Source organism: Marinomonas profundimaris (assembly GCF_000508165.1).
GTDB lineage: Bacteria > Pseudomonadota > Gammaproteobacteria > Pseudomonadales > Marinomonadaceae > Marinomonas > Marinomonas profundimaris.
This window is the reverse complement of sequence record NZ_AYOZ01000001.1, coordinates 279,864-296,667: the sequence shown is the minus strand read 5'-3', so window position 1 is coordinate 296,667 and position 16,804 is coordinate 279,864. Positions and strand designations below refer to the sequence as shown.

At 45.4% G+C, this 16,804-nt stretch carries 14 protein-coding genes; 10 read left to right on the top strand and 4 right to left on the bottom strand.

Going from position 1 to position 16,804, the window contains the following annotated elements; translation table 11 throughout:
• The first annotated feature begins 51 nt into the window (after positions 1-51).
• Positions 52-1,371 carry a TolC family outer membrane protein gene (locus D104_RS20545; RefSeq protein ID WP_024022508.1) on the top strand — a complete coding sequence of 440 codons (1,320 nt, stop codon included), beginning with the start codon at positions 52-54 and terminating at the stop codon, positions 1,369-1,371.
• 96 nt (positions 1,372-1,467) lie between these two features.
• Here the strand turns inward: D104_RS20545 and D104_RS20540 are convergent, their stop codons facing one another.
• On the bottom strand, positions 1,468-2,766 hold the full coding sequence (locus D104_RS20540; RefSeq protein WP_031214397.1) for a M18 family aminopeptidase: 1,299 nt from the start codon (positions 2,764-2,766) through the stop codon (positions 1,468-1,470).
• Between the two features lie 123 nt (positions 2,767-2,889).
• Between D104_RS20540 and D104_RS20535 the strand changes: the two genes are divergently transcribed.
• From D104_RS20535 to D104_RS20515, 5 genes are all read left to right on the top strand, one after another.
• Positions 2,890-4,938: a carboxy terminal-processing peptidase gene (locus tag D104_RS20535; RefSeq protein WP_024022506.1), complete on the top strand. Its 2,049-nt coding sequence runs from the start codon at positions 2,890-2,892 to the stop codon at positions 4,936-4,938.
• Between the two features lie 100 nt (positions 4,939-5,038).
• Positions 5,039-5,326, top strand: coding sequence for a LexA regulated protein (gene ybfE / locus D104_RS20530; protein ID WP_024022505.1), 288 nt, complete (start codon positions 5,039-5,041; stop codon positions 5,324-5,326).
• 118 nt (positions 5,327-5,444) lie between these two features.
• Complete coding sequence (locus tag D104_RS20525; protein ID WP_024022504.1) at positions 5,445-6,026, top strand: thymidine kinase; 582 nt, start codon at positions 5,445-5,447, stop codon at positions 6,024-6,026.
• A 2-nt stretch (positions 6,027-6,028) separates the two neighbouring features.
• Positions 6,029-6,925 (top strand): recombination-associated protein RdgC, encoded by an 897-nt coding sequence (locus D104_RS20520; protein WP_024022503.1) that lies wholly within the window; start codon positions 6,029-6,031, stop codon positions 6,923-6,925.
• A gap of 156 nt (positions 6,926-7,081) precedes the next feature.
• Positions 7,082-8,254, top strand: a complete 1,173-nt coding sequence (locus tag D104_RS20515) for a cation diffusion facilitator family transporter (RefSeq protein WP_024022502.1) — start codon at positions 7,082-7,084, stop codon at positions 8,252-8,254.
• 10 nt (positions 8,255-8,264) lie between these two features.
• On the opposite strand, the gene D104_RS20510 is transcribed toward D104_RS20515, so the two are convergent.
• Positions 8,265-9,575, bottom strand: coding sequence for a DNA recombination protein RmuC (locus D104_RS20510; protein ID WP_024022501.1), 1,311 nt, complete (start codon positions 9,573-9,575; stop codon positions 8,265-8,267).
• Between the two features lie 48 nt (positions 9,576-9,623).
• On the opposite strand from D104_RS20510, the gene D104_RS20505 reads away from it, so the two are divergent.
• Genes D104_RS20505 through D104_RS20495 form a run of 3 tightly spaced genes read left to right on the top strand, consistent with a single transcriptional unit; the run spans position 9,624 to position 13,732 of the window.
• Entirely contained in the window at positions 9,624-10,241 is a 618-nt protein-coding gene (locus tag D104_RS20505; protein WP_024022500.1) for a YigZ family protein, read from the top strand.
• A 2-nt stretch (positions 10,242-10,243) separates the two neighbouring features.
• Positions 10,244-13,072, top strand: a complete 2,829-nt coding sequence (gene rapA / locus D104_RS20500; protein WP_024022499.1) for an RNA polymerase-associated protein RapA — start codon at positions 10,244-10,246, stop codon at positions 13,070-13,072.
• A 6-nt stretch (positions 13,073-13,078) separates the two neighbouring features.
• Positions 13,079-13,732 (top strand): RluA family pseudouridine synthase, encoded by a 654-nt coding sequence (locus tag D104_RS20495; protein WP_024022498.1) that lies wholly within the window; start codon positions 13,079-13,081, stop codon positions 13,730-13,732.
• A 247-nt stretch (positions 13,733-13,979) separates the two neighbouring features.
• Here the strand turns inward: D104_RS20495 and D104_RS20490 are convergent, their stop codons facing one another.
• Together D104_RS20490 and D104_RS20485 are read right to left on the bottom strand one after the other, a co-directional pair.
• Positions 13,980-14,906: a histone deacetylase family protein gene (locus D104_RS20490; RefSeq protein WP_024022497.1), complete on the bottom strand. Its 927-nt coding sequence runs from the start codon at positions 14,904-14,906 to the stop codon at positions 13,980-13,982.
• 147 nt (positions 14,907-15,053) lie between these two features.
• Positions 15,054-16,160 carry an HD domain-containing phosphohydrolase gene (locus tag D104_RS20485; protein WP_024022496.1) on the bottom strand — a complete coding sequence of 369 codons (1,107 nt, stop codon included), beginning with the start codon at positions 16,158-16,160 and terminating at the stop codon, positions 15,054-15,056.
• Between the two features lie 144 nt (positions 16,161-16,304).
• Here D104_RS20485 and D104_RS20480 point away from each other — a divergent pair, with 144 nt between their 5' ends.
• Positions 16,305-16,763 (top strand): EVE domain-containing protein, encoded by a 459-nt coding sequence (locus tag D104_RS20480; RefSeq protein WP_024022495.1) that lies wholly within the window; start codon positions 16,305-16,307, stop codon positions 16,761-16,763.
• Positions 16,764-16,804 lie beyond the last annotated feature (41 nt).

The window sequence follows — 16,804 nt, the reverse complement described above, 5'->3', positions numbered from 1 at the left end:
ACTTGCGGTACTATTATAACTATATTTCATACTACGAGCCCACAGAGATCTATGAAAAAGCATATTATACCCTCACTCATCGCTGCAGCCGTTCTAAGTAGTACAGCTGCTCACGCAGAAAGCATTTACGAAGTTTATAAACTGGCGAAGCAAAACGATCCTGGTTTAAGAGCGGCAGCCGCGACTTATCAAGCTCAAAAAGAAGGGGTAACCGTGACGAAGGGGAACTTATATCCTCAAATCACCTTCAGCGGTAGCCTTGGATATGAGTCTCTTGATAGCCCTGCAACGGATTATGACAAAACGTCTAACTCGCTAGCGCTTAACATGGATTACCCTATTTACTCTCCAGCACTAAACTACGCCGTTGACGCAGTAGAACTGAGCTCTAAAAGTGCCGGTGTAAGCTATGAAAATTCTGAAGAAGATTTAGCGCTAACAACACTCACTGAATACTTTAATCTTTTGATTGCACAATCAACACTTCAAACTACTGAAGCCTTGGTGAAAAGTACAGCAAGTCAGTTAGACCGATCTAAAAAACAATACGAAGTCGGTTTGGCTTCCATTACCGACCTACAAGACGCTCAAGCAGAATATGACTCCGTGCGAGTCACGGAGCTTACTGCTCGATCAAGCGTTGCCTATGCTCAAAAAGCACTGCTCCAGCGCACAGGCCGCGAAATTAAAAGCATTCCTGAGCTTGCTAAAGACTACCCAATCTCTCTAAATAAAAGCCTCACGGTTGACTCTTTAATTGATCAAGCTCGACGCAACAACAAAGAACTTCAGATTCTTGACATCACGGTTGAAACTGCCGAAAACAACATCAGCATCCAAAAATCTAGCGGCCGCTCGCCAACCGTATCGTTAACGGGCTCTCTGTCTCGCACCGATGCAGATTACGATATTGTATCAACGTCTGAAGGCGTAACGAATGATGCCACTATTTCATTAGGTGTTAGCATTCCATTGTATAGCGGTGGTGCAATCAATGCTTCTGTTCGCCAAGCAACGGCACAAGCAGAATCTGCGACTGAACAAAGAGCAAGCTCACTGCAAACGATCGAACTTAGCATTCGTAGCCTATATTTAGACCTACAAACCGCGGTTGCTCAAATAGCAGCACAACAACAGCTAATTCGCTCTCGTACAAGCGCACTTGAAGCAACGAAAGCGGGCTATGATGTTGGTACACGTAACCTTGTCGAATTGCTTGATGCTCAGTCTAATCTTTATGACGCACAAAATACTTACGAGCAATACCGATACAATTTTGTATTGAAAAAGCTAAGCCTACTTGAAGTCACTGGCGATCTGACAGAAAACAAGATCAAAGAGCTGGACAAATGGTTAGTTGCAAAGAAATAAGCGTTAATTGATCCATAAAAAAACCGTAAAACATTGTTTTACGGTTTTTTTGTGTCTAATGACTGTAATAACATCCACTCACTGAACTTGCCACATTTAGCGAGCAATCAATTTATCGCGCTTTGTGAATCGAGTTAATACTTTATACAAACCGTAGGCGTCACGACTGCCCGCCAATTCACGAATAGAGTGCATACCAAACGTAGGCAAACCAATATCAATCGTTGGCACGCCAATTTCACCGGACGTAATCGGCCCTATCGTACTGCCACAAGCCATATCACTGCGCACCACAAAGCATTGAACTTCGTAATTTTCTTCTGCCGCAATATCACGATAAACACTCGCTGTTTCGCTATTGGTTGCGTAACGTTGATTCGCATTTACCTTAATAACGGCACCTTTATTGATTGCAGGCGCATGGTTTTTATCGTGCTTATGCGCATAATTTGGATGCAATGCATGCGCATTGTCCGCAGACACCAACATAGAACGCTGAATAGCCTGAACATATTGCTCTGGATCTGGCGTTAAGCGATGCAATACATCTTCTAAAAATGGCCCGTTTGCGCCACACGCTGACAAACTGCCAATTTCTTCATGGTCCGTACAAATAAGCAAACTCGGGCGTTGCAAATCAGAATCCAATAAAGCGCGCAAACCAACAAAGCAGCTCAACAAGTTATCGAGACGAGCGGAGCAAATATATTCTTTATGCAAACCGACCAACGCTGCTGGTTGTGTGTCATATAAGCTCAATTCAAAATCTAAAATGGTTTCGATGTCCAAATCCGCATGTTGTTTTTTGAGTTGTGTTTTTAACAATTCATGCAGATCAAATTCATTTTCCGCGCCACACAATATTGGCAGAATTTCTTCTTGAGGATTTACAGAAAACCCTTCATTTGCTTGTCGATTTAAGTGAATCGCCAAATTTGGGACAACGGCAATCGGGTCTTTAAAATCCACCAAGCGACTTACGATGTTGCCATTCTGAGTCTTCAAAGTAATCCGACCCGCAATAGACAAATCTCTGTCTAGCCAAGTGTGAAGCAAAACGCCGCCGTAAACTTCCACGCCAAGCTGATGATAACCAAAACGATCTACTTGGGCATTTGGTTTTAGCTTAAAGCAAGGGCTATCCGTGTGCGCGCCAACCATGCGCCAACCTGTTTGATTAAACGTAAGTTGCGGTGTCGTAAAGGCAATTAAGGAAGACTCATTACGAGTAACAAAGTACTTTCCACCCTCTTCAATAACCCAGCTATCTTCTTCTAATAACTCAACATAGCCTTCAGCAAGCAATGCGCTGCGCATACTGTCTGTGGCATGAAACGGTGTCGGAGAAGATTGTAGAAATGACAATAAATCGTCGTTAAAACTTGAATGATCCATAATTTCCCATAAGCACAATGCTTTAAAAAAGTGACTTTTTAACACTTAGGCTAGCCTTACAGCCCCGTGTCTAATATGATTTTGCTAATGACGTATAAAATAGACTGAGAGAACCCTTACCGGATGAACTATAAACGCCTTTTATTTTGCCTTTTAGCTGGCTATACCTTTGCCTCGACGCCTGCGTCAGCTTACCAAGAACTGCAGCCACCTCATGAGTACGACAAAGTCTCAAAAGAACTCGTTGAGATGCTAGAAGGCATTCATTATAACAGACCTCATATTGATGATGCCATTTCAGCAAAGGCCTTTGATTACTATATTGACGCCCTTGACCCAAGTAAAAGCTTCTTTCTTAAAAGCGACATCGACACACTATCAAAATACCGAAACAGCTTTGACGACGCCCTAAGAAACGGCGACACGCAAGTTGCCTACACGATTTACAACCTTTACCTAGAACGCCTTGAGAAACGCCTATCAAGCCTTCAAGAACACCTTCCAGAAATGATTAAAGGCTTTGACTATAACATTGACGAAACCCTCAATGCGGACCCAGAAGCCCAAAAATGGGCTAAGACAGAAGCTCAACTGGATGATTATTGGCGCAAACGCCTCAAAAACCGCGCCTTAGTACTTAAACTGAACGGCGAAAACGAAGAAAAAATCATTTCGACGATTGAACGTCGCTACAAAAATCAATTAAAACGCGTGGACCAAACAAACGCGATCGACGTTTACCAAACCTTTGCAAATGCCATTACCGCTGCTTTAGACCCCCACACCAGTTATTTTGCACCGCGAGCATCTGAAACATTTAACATCAACATGAGCCTTTCACTCGAAGGAATCGGCGCTGTATTGCAAATGGACGACGATTACACAAAAGTCGTTCGACTGGTTCCTGGTGGCCCAGCGGCAACCCAAAGTGAACTTTCACCCAACGATAGAATCATTGCAGTTGGCCAAGAAGGCGAACCTATGGTCGACGTGGTAGGCATGCGACTTGATGACGTTGTCGACATGATCCGCGGCGAGCGAGATACAACCGTCATACTGGAGATCACGCCAAGCAAAGGTGACACACAAACCAGTAAACGCATTAGCATTGTTCGCAAAAAAGTGAAGCTCGAAGATCAATCCGCGAAAAAAGAAATTGTCGAAGTAGAGCGTGACGGAGAAACCTACAAAGTCGGTGTCATTTCACTACCGACCTTCTATTCCGATTTCGCGGCCATTCAAGCGGGCGATAAAGACTATAAAAGCTCCACGCGAGACACAAAAAAGCTGATCGAAGAACTGCGTGATGAAGACATTTCCGCCCTTATTCTTGATCTACGAAACAATGGCGGTGGCTCCTTACAAGAAGCCAATGCCTTGGCTGGTTTGTTCATTCCTTCTGGCCCAACAGTACAAATACGAGACCAGAGTGGACGAGTAACCCCGTTAGGCGATACTGATACCGCCATCACCTACAGTGGTCCAATGGCCGTATTAGTGAACCGAATGAGTGCTTCCGCGTCGGAAATCGTTGCTGGCGCCTTGCAAGATTATGGTCGCGCCTTAATCCTTGGTGACCAAACCTTTGGTAAAGGCACAGTTCAAGTCTTACAAGAAGTAGACAAAGGACAACTTAAAGTCACACAAGCCAAATTCTATCGTGTCTCAGGCGAAAGTACGCAGCATAAAGGTGTCATGCCAGACATTGCTTTCCCTTCTTTAATCGATAAAGAAACCATCGGTGAAAGCGCATTAGACAACCCTTTGGCTTGGGATAAAATCCATGAAACCCGCTATCCGGTTTATTGGAACATGCCTGCTTATTTACCTATTTTAGAGCCTCGCCATGAAGCTCGTATGGCAAAAGACCCTAACTTTATTGCGATCAACGCTCAGATAAAAGAATTCAAAGACCAGGTGGAAAACTACAAGTCCATATCTTTGAAAGAAAGCACTCGCATACAGCAAAAAGAAGACGACAAAAAGAGAGAGCTTGAACGTGAAAATAAACGTCGAAAAGCGCTTGGGTTAGAACAATTGACATCGGTTGATGACATAGAACCTGTCGAAGAAGATACCTATGCAAAAGAAGCATCGGAAATTTTATTAGACTTTATTGCCACCAATCAAATGGCGCAAAAACAGGCTGAGAAACAAACTGCTCAAAAGTAACAACACAAGAAAGTGAGAAGCCGCGATAACGGCTTCTCACTTTCTTTTTTTGAATCATCGAAAAACGCCCTCCTTTCACCTTAACGAATGTAATGAGACCATGGCAAAAGCGTCATCCGACCGGAACACCATCGACCTATTCGGCAAATCTGCTGGCAGACCCCGAACCCAACCGCTCAATAGAAAAGACCAATTAAAACTCAACAAACGCGCACAACGCGAAAAAGAAAAAGCGCAAGGACTTAAGCGCTTAGAGTTGCTCATTGAGCAAGAAACCATCGAAAAACTCGATGCGCTTTGTGAACTGAATGGCGTCAAGCGCGCAGAATGGTTGACCCTGCAAATCCATAAAAGCCTCGATAAAGCAAAAAAGAAAATCAGAAATTAACGCCCTCTTACTCCCTAAGAAGACGCAATAATTACCGCAATGAAAAAAGCCCACTCAGAATAGCGATTTGATATACTAGTCGGCCAAATTACCAAGCGACTGATTAAACAGACTCAATATGGCCAAACTGTACTTTTATTACTCGGCAATGAACGCCGGTAAATCGACCGTTCTACTGCAATCTGCTCATAACTACAAAGAGCGAGGCATGCGAGTTTTATTATTAACAGCGTCAATCGACGACCGGTTTGAAACTGGCCAAATTGCCTCTCGCATTGGTATATCCGCCGACGCCAGTTTATTTGATAACAGCACAGACATTATTAACCTAATCAAAGAAGAAAATCAGCAGCAGAAAGCGTTAAGCTGTATCTTGATTGACGAAGCGCAGTTTTTAACCAAAGACCAAGTTTACGCCCTTTCCGAAGTCGTCGATAATCTGCACATTCCAGTGTTGGCCTTTGGCATACGCACCGATTTCCAAGGTGAATTATTCGAAGGCAGCAAAGCATTACTGGCTTGGTCTGACAAATTAATAGAATTAAAAACCGTGTGTCATTGTGGCAGCAAAGCCACGATGGTTATTCGATTAAATGCACAAGGAATTCCCGTTAAAGAAGGCGCACAGGTAGAAATTGGTGGCAATGATCGCTATTTATCTGTGTGCCGAAAACACTTTAAAGAAGCCGTGAGAGACTAATTATGTGGTTCAAGAACGCCCAAATATTCCAATTAAAAGACACAGAATCACTAGATACAAACGAACTGATCGACAAAATCCCTGAGTTTCCACTGAAAGAATGTGGCTCTCAAGAAGAGTTCTCTTTCGGCTGGTTACCGCTTATCCGTAATAGCGAACAATGGAGCCTAGCCAGCGATCATTGCTTACTTTTTCGTGCAGGCAAAGAAGAAAAAGTACTGCCTTCTGCCGTTGTACGTGAAGAACTGGAAGCCAAGGTCGCAGAAATCGAACTGATTGAAGGTCGTAAAGTCGGCCGCAAAGAAAAGTCCGACATGAAAGACGAATTGGTGTTTACACTTCGTCCAAAGGCCTTTTCAAAGCGTACAGACATCTGGGCGTATATTGATTTAAAAGCCAAAATACTGGTTCTCAACAGCACCAATGCCAGCATGACCGAACAACTTTTCAAACACTTGCAAACCACCCTTGGCAGCTTCCCAATGACACCATTGCAAGCGCAAATCTCGCCTTCGTCTTTGATGACCGATTGGCTCGTTAAAAACGAAGTGCCGGCCAGCTTAGAAACCGGTGATGAATGCGAAATCCAAGACGCCTCTGAAGACAAAGCCACCATCCGTTTTAAAGCGTTAGAACCTCTTTCCGAAGATGTGACACGCCACTTAGAACAAGGCATGGCGGTTAAAAACCTCGCTCTTCGTTGGACTGACAAACTCAGCTTTGTGTTACATGACGACCTAACCTTACGCAAAATCAAATTCGACGATGCGCTAAAAGAAGCGGCGTTCAATGACTCTCAGGGTGGCGGTTTATCTGACATGGATGCCAACTTCTCTTTGATGTCACTCACCATGCGAGAGTTCTTTGGCTCTTACTGCTTATGGTTTGAAATCAGCTAAGCGATTTCTTGCTCAAGCTTTTCCACAGATATCGTGGATAAGCTTGGGGAGAACATTCGCCAAGCCAGTGAAGATGGTTATGCGCTTTAAATACCAAAGAACCAACACCAAATAAAAACCATCACAACCCAACTACGCATCATTTTGAGTGGATAAATGTCGAAACTTAAGCAAGAACAAGACATAGCAAAAAGAGTCACACTCGTCGGGGCTGTGTGGGACGCTATTTTAGGCTTGGCTAAAATTGTGGCGGGGTATTTTTCTCAATCTCAAGCATTGATTGCAGATGGCATTCACTCCCTTTCCGACTTAGTCACCGATGTGTTCGTCTATTTCGCTTCCGCCAACTCTCGCCAAGGGCCAGACGAAAACCACCCTTACGGCCACCTTCGCTTTGAAACCCTCACCACGGTATTTTTAGGCCTTGTTCTCATCATTGTAGCGCTCGGCATTGCCTTCGAATCCATTACGCAACAACAGACGCATGCGCAATTTACTTGGTATGGATTGGGCGCAATACTCGCGACGATTGTGATCAAAGAAGCCATTTTTCATTACACGAAAAAAGCCGGTGATGAGATAGGAAGTAAAATGCTTGTTGCTAATGCATGGCACAGCCGCAGCGACGCACTGTCGTCTATCGCCGTGTTAATCGGCCTTATTGGCGTGTACTTCGGGTACCCTTGGGCAGACATGGTTGCCTCGATTGTGGTTGCTCTATTGATTGGCAAAATGGCCGTCAGCATGGTGTGGGAAAACCTTGCGGAGCTCGTGGATACGGCACCAGACCCAAAGCTCATCGCTCAAATCAAAGACACGGCAAACAGTCTAAAACATGTCATGGCGCCTCATGATGTCAGAGCTCGCTCCATGGCGGGTAAAATTTATTTGGATATGCACATTCACGTGCCAAGCCATGCCAGTGTGAGCGAAGGTCATTACCTTGGCGACTTAGTGGCTTACACGATCAAACAAGCTCATCCGCAAGTTCAAGATGTGATGGTGCACATAGACACAGACGAGAAAATCCAGATCGAAAGCTTTATCCATACGCCGACATCTGGAAAGCCTGCGCACTTAAAACTGCCTGCTCGTCATCAAATACTCGCTGATTTAGGTTTTCTATTACGCCAACACACGGCGTATGTGGATATTCCCAACACACGACTGCATTATTTGAACGATCACCTACACATCGAGATCATCGCGCAGTCAGAAAAAGCGCCCGAAGGCGCAGATTTAACACGACTGACTGCGGGCATTTTACAAGACTTACAGACAACGCATTACATTCAAAAAGCCACCGTCTTGTGGGCTTTTCCTTCGTAAACTAAATAGACTAAGTATCGGCCTCGTCAGTAGAAGTGTCATTAAGGTATTCGACTGGCAAGGCCTTACTTGTCTTAGCCCCCATCGATTTAAGCTTTTCCGCTCTCGCAATAAGATTACCTCGGCCCATAGTGAGTTTTTTCAACGCCGAATCATGTGTACGAGTCACGGCCTCTAGCTTGACGCCGATGTCATCCATATCCTGAACAAAGCCTGAGAATTTATCGTACATCGCGCCCGCTTGACGTGCGATTTCAACCGCATTTTGGCTTTGTTTTTCATTGCGCCAAATGTTCTGAATCGTGCGCAATGTCGCCAACAAATTCGACGGCCCAACAATAATAATATTGTGTTCAAAGGCCTCACTGAACAAACCGTTATCACCTTGTAACGCCAAGCCAAACGCTGCTTCAATCGGAATAAACAACAGCACAAAATCCAACGACGTAATACCAGGTAAATCATGATACGACTTTGCGCTTAGCTCTTTCATATGGCGGCGAACGGCGTCTAAATGCTGCTTTAAAGCTCGATTTCTGGCGTCGTCTGTTTCAGCTTCCATGTACGCTAAATAGCTAACCAACACCATTTTCGAATCAACAATAATTTGCTTACCTTCAGGAAGGTGTATCACCACATCTGGTTGTAAACGCCGCCCTTCTGGTGTTTGATAAGACGATTGCGTTTCGTACTCTCGGCCTTTTTCCAAACCAGAACGCTCCAGAATTCGCTCTAAAATCACCTCACCCCAACCGCCTTGCAGTTTATTTTGTCCTTTCAAGGCATGCGTCAAACTCACCGCATCATCGCTTATTTTTTGATTTAGCTGTTGCAGCCCTTTAATCTCTTTCACCAAGGAAAAGCGCTCACGGGCTTCTTCTTGATAACTCTTTTCAACGCTTTCTTGAAACTTCTGAATCTGCGAGCCTAATGGCGTTAATAAAGAACCAAGCTGTCGCTCGTTTTCTTTTGCCAAATGCTGACCTTGTTGACTCATGATTTCATGGGCCATTTGCTTGAATTCTGTCTCGTTTTGCTTTTTTTGCTCGCGATAGAAGGCTTCTTTTTCCTGCCAAACACTTTGTGCTGCCGCAAACTGTTGCTCTAAGGTAAGCGATTCTTTTTCCAAATAATGGATCTGATCCTTGGATTGCGCTAAAAGCCGCTGTAATTCCTCATTTTGTTGCTGCATTTTTTCCTGTGCATGCTGCCACTGACGCCGCATAGCCTGTACAATAGCCGCAGCAATACCAGAAAGAAGAATCGAGCCGATGCAAAAGCCCGATAACACCCAAACTGATTGTGAAAGCCAATCTGTCATATAGTTTACAACCTGCTATTTTTTATAGAGAAAACAATCGAAGTTTACATGGATTACTACCTAAGCCCAACACACACACAACGCTTCGACCTCGAAATCAAAAATAGCCAATTCATTACAACCGTAAGCCGCACGAAAGGGCGCGAGGCAGCCAAAGCCTTTATCAACGAAATGAGACAGCGCTACCCAGACGCCAATCATCACTGTTGGGCATTTGTCGCCGGTGCACCCAACAATGTGCACTTGTGGGATCAGAGTGACGATGGCGAGCCAAAAGGCACGGCCGGAAAACCCATGATGAATGTGTTACAGCATTCAGACTGTGGCGAAACAACCGTGGTGGTGACGCGGTTTTTTGGCGGTGTGAAACTGGGTGCAGGTGGATTGGTAAGAGCATACAGCCAAGCCGTGCAAGAAGCGCTTTCGCAAACAGAATATGAAAATGTATACCCGCGTAGCCCCGTTCAGCTAAAAATCGCCTACCCTTTATTGGGGAAAGTAGAATATTGGCTGGAACAAAGCGACATAGAAATAACCAACAAAACATACAGTGACAGCATTGTGATTGACCTTGCTGTCATTGAACGTACTTGGCCCGAGCAAAAAGTCATATTGACTGACTTGTGCCAAGGTAGCTTAACTTTAATTGAACCGGACAAAGCATAATCATGTACCAAACTGGACAACGATGGAGTAGCCGCAACGAGCCTGATCTCGGCGTAGGCATGATAGTAGACAAACAAAATAAATCCTTTACCTTGCATTTCCCCGATGCAGAAAGTGATCGTCAATACTCAAACGACCAAACTAGTCTAGTTCGACGTACCTTAACGGCGGGCGACCAACTGCACTTTCAAGATGAAACCTATACCGTATTGGAAGTAGAAGAAATTGACGACCTAATCGAATATCGCATCAGCGATGATGACGATTGGTTAGAAGAATCGCTGATTCAATTCCCTCGTAACGACAAGAACGAGCTCGATTCACTATTGGCGCTTTCGCCTGCTCGTCGCATGTGGTTTGACCTACGTCGCCATACGCTTGAACATCAAGCCGCCAACGCTGCGTCACCAGTGCGTGGTTTAATGGGCCTTAAAGCCGAGCTTTTACCGCACCAAATTTACCTCGCGCACGAAATTGCCAATCGCCCTAAAGCACGCGCATTGCTTTGTGATGAAGTGGGGATGGGAAAAACCCTAGAAGCCGGTTTGATCTTGCATCAACGCCTTCTAAATGGCCTTTGCAAACGCGTCCTTATTTTGACGCCAACCAACCTACAACACCAATGGTTGGTTGAAATGCTCCGTCGTTTCCATCAGCCGTTTTCATTGATCAACGAATCCGTGTACGAAGATTTCATCGACGGTGACGACAACCCATTCGAGCAACAACCGTTTGTTATCGCACCGATTGATTGGGCAAGCCAACACCCTAAAGCCGCTCAGCATATGTTGGACGCAGAATGGGACATGGTCATTGTCGACGAAGCGCATCACTTAGCGTGGCACCCAGAAACACCGAGCATTGGCTACCAAGTTGTCGCTCGCCTAGCAGCAAAAACAGAATCCCTTTTGCTACTGAGCGCCACACCTGAACAAACTGGCGAGCGCGAGCACTTCTCTCGCTTGCAACTCTTAGACGCCGATCATTACCACGATTTCGAGCGTTACCAAGCGCAGCAGAAAGAATTCAAGCAAGCCGCAGAATTGGCCGAAGCCCTATTGCCTTATTCGCAAGAAGGCGACACATCAGCGCCACTGGATTGGCAACACGTTTTCGCCAGTTACCTAGAAGAAGTGAAAGCCAAAGATTGGTTTGTCGCATTAACAAATTCAAACGGCAAAGATCGCACACAAGCCGCGCAAGAAGCCATCAGCTGGTTAATTGACCGTCATGGAACGGGTCGCGAAATGTTCCGTAACACACGCGCCGCTGTCGGTGGCTTCCCAGATCGCTACTTGCATTCTTACCCATTAGAAAACAACGAGCACTTTGTATCGGCCAACCGTCACGTTCAGCCAGAAACAGAAGTCGCTGATGGTTTATGGGAAAAAGACCCGCGCTGGAACTGGCTAAAAGAATTCCTTGAATGCCAAGCAGACAAAGTATTGGTTATTTGTCATTCTGCCGACATGGCTCAATGGCTCAATGATCAACTGACGTTTGCCGGATTCCAGAGTGCGGATTTCCACGAACAAATGCCACTGATTCACCGAGATCGTGCTGCGGCGTATTTCGCAGACGAAGACGGCGCGCAAATTTTAGTCTGTTCAGAAATTGGCAGTGAAGGCCGTAACTTCCAGTTTAGCCATCACATCGTGATGTATGACCTGCCAGAGCACCCTGACTTGCTTGAACAACGTATTGGTCGCCTAGATCGCCTAGGACAACTGAATGACGTGCAAATCCACGTGCCTTTCATTAAACAAAGTGTTCAAGAACGCCTATTCAACTGGTATCACCATGCGCTTAATGCATTTTGCCGTACCACAGGCGCGGGCGACAAAGTAGAAGAAGCCTTCGGCGATAGCTTGCACGCTTACCTACATGGCCAAGACGACGACAGCGACTTACTGAGCGAAGCGCATACTTACCACGAAGCCTTGCTAAAACAAATGGAAGAAGGCCGTAACCGCCTGCTGGAAATGAGTTCGTGCCGCCCTGAACAAGCCCGCGATTTGATCGAACAGATCAATCATCAGGCGACAAAAGGTCTGCACCACTACATTGAACAAGTAACGCACGCCTTCAATATTTACGCTGATTGCATGGACGATGACCCAAAAAAAGCCGCATGGTTCCTTCGCCCTTCTACCGACATGATGCTTGAAGCACTGCCGGGTATTGAAGAAGAAGGCAAAATGCTCATGCTGGATCGCCGCCAAGCCAGCCAACGTGAAAACGTCGCGTTTGCCACTTGGGAACACCCGCTTATCACTATGCTGATGGACGAAGTACAAGGCTTTGATTCTGGTAAATTGACCTCAGCAATCTTACCGATTGGCGCGCTTCCAGAAGGCACCGTTTTGGTTGAAAGCATGTTTGTCATCGAAGCCACTGCGCATCCGCGCTTGAAGCTAACGCAATCTTTACCGATGACACCAATGTGGCAGCTGTCTGATTCCAATGGCAAATTCCTTCATCAGCAATTTACAGCGGATAAATGGGCCGAAAAACTCAAGGGCGTGCCAAACCGAGTCGCGGAGCAATGGGTTGCGGCCTTGCGTAAGAACTTGATCGAAGTGCTTCAAGCTCACCAGCTGAACGCTCAAGACCAAGCGCGCCCGATTGTTCAAGCCGCTAAATCCACTTACCAACACCGTTGCCAAAGTGAAATTGATCGTCTGATCGAATTGAAATCCTTTAACAATGCGATTCGTGACGAAGACATCGCACTGCTTGAAAACAACATGCAGGAAGGTTTGGTTCGAATCGATGAACATCAGATCCGTCTGGATGCAATTCGTATCATCTTAACCACCAAGCCGGAATAAACGTCCGTGCGAAATGAAAACACAGCGCCGGTTCAACCACCGGCGCTCGACATACTCTACGAAGACGACTGGTTTGCTGTCATAAACAAACCGTCTAATTGCTTATCTGTGCCCGGTCGCGGCCCAGATAAGCTCGATTCAATTTTGCATCGAGCAGAGTGTTTTTTTGGCGAAGCCTTCGTCGTACATCGACTCGACGAAGCCACTTCTGGCTTGATCCTCGTGGCGAAAACCCACGAATGTCAAAAACGCATGTACGCGCATTTTCGTGAACGAGAAGTCCAAAAAGAATACCGCGCCTTGCTGCGCGGTACACTCTTAGGCGAACGTGGCGAAGTCCGAAAACCACTGCGCTGCGATTGGCCAAACCGCCCAAGACAAATCGTTTGTACCGACGAATGGAGCAAAGATTCCATCACCTTTTGGGAACCCATTGCGTACGAAAACAACACAACCCGTGTCCGACTCACACCGCACACCGGTCGCTCCCACCAGCTACGTGTTCATATGCAAAGCCTTGGTCACGGCATTATTGGCGATGAATTTTACGATGACCAATACACCAACGAACCGCGACTACTATTACACGCCTATCGGCTGGAATTTCGGCATCCTTTCACCAAAGCATGGGTCGCTTTTGTCGCGCCTTGCCCTTTTTAAATTCCCATCCCTTTCTTCAGGGGATTAGGGCGCGGTTAATTTTTTCTTTAGACTCCATTCAAACGCTTTGCATTTCCAAACTTCATTTCGCTCTTTAATTCAGAGAGAACTGGGCGGGCAATTTTTAAACATATTATCCACTCGATTTAACGAAACGTTTGGCAGAACGATTTATATAAGTAAAGCAAGAACAAAACGCCAACTGCAATTTGTCCGACTTTCAAAAATAAAGAGTACATCGTACTCCCTACAACAAATACGCTTTCCATATCTGATCCGCAGCTTGATGCAGGAGACTATGTCGCCATGCGACTTTTTCTTCTTGTCTATCGTAACCACCACCAATAACGCAGGCAGTGGGTAAGTTGAGTGCAACGCAGGTTTCGATCACATATTTATCTCTGTCTAAGATGCCTTGGTCGGTTAAGTTGACGTAGCCGAGTCGGTCGTCTTTATGAACGTCGACGCCAGCGTCGTAGAAGATGAAGTCTGGTTGGTGTTCGTCAAGTATCGCGGGCAAGGTATCTTGTAGAATCGATAAGTATTCTTGGTCGTTGGCCCCTTTGGGGATGGCGATGTTGATGCCGGCGGTCTGTTTTATTTGCGGGTAGTTTTCTTCGCAATGCCACGAGACGGGAACAATGTCGGTTTTGTCTTTGAAAAATGCGATGGTGCCGTCACCTTGATGTACGTCGCAGTCTAGGATGAGTATTTTCTTGGCTTTGCCAGAATGGATCAACGCGGAGGCAGCGACGGCCAAGTCGTTAAAGATGCAAAATCCAGATCCATGAGAAGGATGCGCGTGGTGCGTGCCACCCGCAAGGTGGCACGCCAATCCATGTTGCAGCGCGAGTTCGCTGGTTAATAGAGTGCCGGAGACAGCGCGTAGCGTTCGCTCAACCAGCCATTCAGACCAAGGCAGGCCGATTTCTTTTTCTTCCTGCGTGCTGAGTTCACCACGAATAAACCGATGCACATACCCTTTGTCGTGAGCGGACATGAGCACGGAAAGCGATAATGGCGCGGGCGCGTATTCGTTCTCAGCCGTGAGTATCCCCTGCTCTCTTAGCGTGTCGGCCAAGAGCCGGAATTTGGACATAGGAAAACGATGCCCAGCTGGGAACGGAATACTGTAATGCGAGTGGAAAACAAGCGGCAACAAAGTGGTGTTCATAAAACCAATAACTTAACCAAATCCAGAGCACACAATGCTATCAAGGGACGCAGAGGTTTTGCTACTTTCTTTTTGTGAGATACTTTCTTTTTATTCGATCACTTTCACACCGCTCATTTAGATAGTGTTTTCGACATTTGTTTTTCGTTATTTACTCTTTGCCACTAGCACTTTACGAATGGCCCCATTGAAGGATTCAATCATATGGGGCGGAAAACCTTTCCCACTTTCGAAGTTAACCATTTGCACCGCGCGCATGGCGCTTTTGTTGTAATCGCTACCGGATTTCCCCCAGACGATATCAATAAACATCACGGCCATGGAGAGAATAAAAGCGCCTTGAGGGATTAACGAACCAACCAAACCTTCGGGGAATCCTGTGCCATCAAAGCGTTCTTTGTGCGATTGCACCATCTCGACAGCGTCTTCCCAGCCTTCATGTTTGGAAAGTAATTTGGCCCCTACCATGGGATGATTTTGCTCGGCTTTGGCTTTTAATTTTTCGTTGTCTTTGCAATTTAAGATGAGCGCCATGCCCATGTTATGCATGTATGCCGCGGCGCTTAGTTGGGCAGGATCAACGGATTTAGAGCACTCAGCATTGATTAACTGGCACAGTTTAAGAATTCGTTCGCTCCGTTCAGATGAGTATCCCAATAAACGGTTTAGCTTTTGACTAAAATCAATGAACAAGCGAATGTCTTCTTGTTGCGCATCGGTGAATTCTACTTTAACGATCAAGGATGCCGCATCGGCGTCCGTATCACTTTTTTCTTCTTCTATAGCTTGATTACATTTCCCTAACAGTACTTCGGCTAATTCAGGTCGTTTGCTGTCGTCTTCTTCTGCGTATATTGCATCTAAGCCCACTTGCAATAAATCGCGTATGTCGCTTTCTGCGACATGAGATTGATAAATTTGCTGCAATAATGAATAAACCTGCTCAATAACCACATTGATCAAATCCCCCAAATGAGGATGATATTTAATGTAGCCGCCACGCATACCATCGACGATTTCTTCTAATTTGTGCAGTACGCCAACCAAAGGATCAAGAAAACAAACAGAGCAATTGCCCTTCATACTGTGTAAAGATCGAAACAATTGGTCCAGCTTATCGAATGAGAAGCCATCGCTCTCAATGCTATTTATAATGCTTTCTATTTCTTGCTGCGCTTCCGTGTAGCACTCTAATAAATCGTCCTTGATTTCTTTTTCTAATGCTGAAAATTCTTTACAAGCAAAGTGGCTCATTATTCTTATCCATTACAAGGCGCATCGCGACCAAAATACATTGAGGCGAATATTAGGTAATCTCGTATCATCACCCTCCTATTGTAGATAGAATATTTGTAAGCGTGAACATATTGTATGTTTCATTGTGCAAACGAGGTATCCATGACCCATTATTGGTTGATGAAATCAGAACCTGATGCGTTCTCAATAGACGATTTAAAACGACTCAAGAAGTCCCCTTGGGATGGCGTTAGAAATTATCAGGCGCGTAATTTCATGAAAGAAATGAAGGAAGGCGATAAGGTGTTTTTTTACCACTCTAGTTGCTCACCCTCTGGCATCGCTGGAACCGCCAAAGTCAGTAAAAAAGCGTACCCAGATCATACAAGCTGGGATGCTAGTAGCTATTATTTTGACCCAAAATCAACGCAAGATAACCCAAGATGGTTTATGGTTGATGTAGAGTTTGTAGAAAAGTGGCCTTCTATACTGACATTAGCTGAGTTAAAGCAAGATTCTGTACTGGCCGATATGCTATTAACAAAGAAAGGCAATCGGCTTTCTGTTATGCCTATCACGAAAGATGAATGGGAATACATTACGGTAATGTTAAAAAAGTAACGCTAACTTTTCTTCTTCTGATTCATTGAAGGGAGAATAGT

What these genes read in the sequence shown, in the direction of transcription:
- D104_RS20545 (WP_024022508.1), top strand. Translation starts at nt 52, where the DNA reads ATGAAAAAGCATATTATACCCTCACTCATCGCTGCAGCCGTTCTAAGT.
- D104_RS20540 (WP_031214397.1), bottom strand. Translation starts at nt 2,766, where the DNA reads ATGGATCATTCAAGTTTTAACGACGATTTATTGTCATTTCTACAATCT.
- D104_RS20535 (WP_024022506.1), top strand. Translation starts at nt 2,890, where the DNA reads ATGAACTATAAACGCCTTTTATTTTGCCTTTTAGCTGGCTATACCTTT.
- ybfE (WP_024022505.1), top strand. Translation starts at nt 5,039, where the DNA reads ATGGCAAAAGCGTCATCCGACCGGAACACCATCGACCTATTCGGCAAA.
- D104_RS20525 (WP_024022504.1), top strand. Translation starts at nt 5,445, where the DNA reads ATGGCCAAACTGTACTTTTATTACTCGGCAATGAACGCCGGTAAATCG.
- D104_RS20520 (WP_024022503.1), top strand. Translation starts at nt 6,029, where the DNA reads ATGTGGTTCAAGAACGCCCAAATATTCCAATTAAAAGACACAGAATCA.
- D104_RS20515 (WP_024022502.1), top strand. Translation starts at nt 7,082, where the DNA reads ATGTCGAAACTTAAGCAAGAACAAGACATAGCAAAAAGAGTCACACTC.
- D104_RS20510 (WP_024022501.1), bottom strand. Translation starts at nt 9,575, where the DNA reads ATGACAGATTGGCTTTCACAATCAGTTTGGGTGTTATCGGGCTTTTGC.
- D104_RS20505 (WP_024022500.1), top strand. Translation starts at nt 9,624, where the DNA reads ATGGATTACTACCTAAGCCCAACACACACACAACGCTTCGACCTCGAA.
- rapA (WP_024022499.1), top strand. Translation starts at nt 10,244, where the DNA reads ATGTACCAAACTGGACAACGATGGAGTAGCCGCAACGAGCCTGATCTC.
- D104_RS20490 (WP_024022497.1), bottom strand. Translation starts at nt 14,906, where the DNA reads ATGAACACCACTTTGTTGCCGCTTGTTTTCCACTCGCATTACAGTATT.
- D104_RS20485 (WP_024022496.1), bottom strand. Translation starts at nt 16,160, where the DNA reads ATGAGCCACTTTGCTTGTAAAGAATTTTCAGCATTAGAAAAAGAAATC.
- D104_RS20480 (WP_024022495.1), top strand. Translation starts at nt 16,305, where the DNA reads ATGACCCATTATTGGTTGATGAAATCAGAACCTGATGCGTTCTCAATA.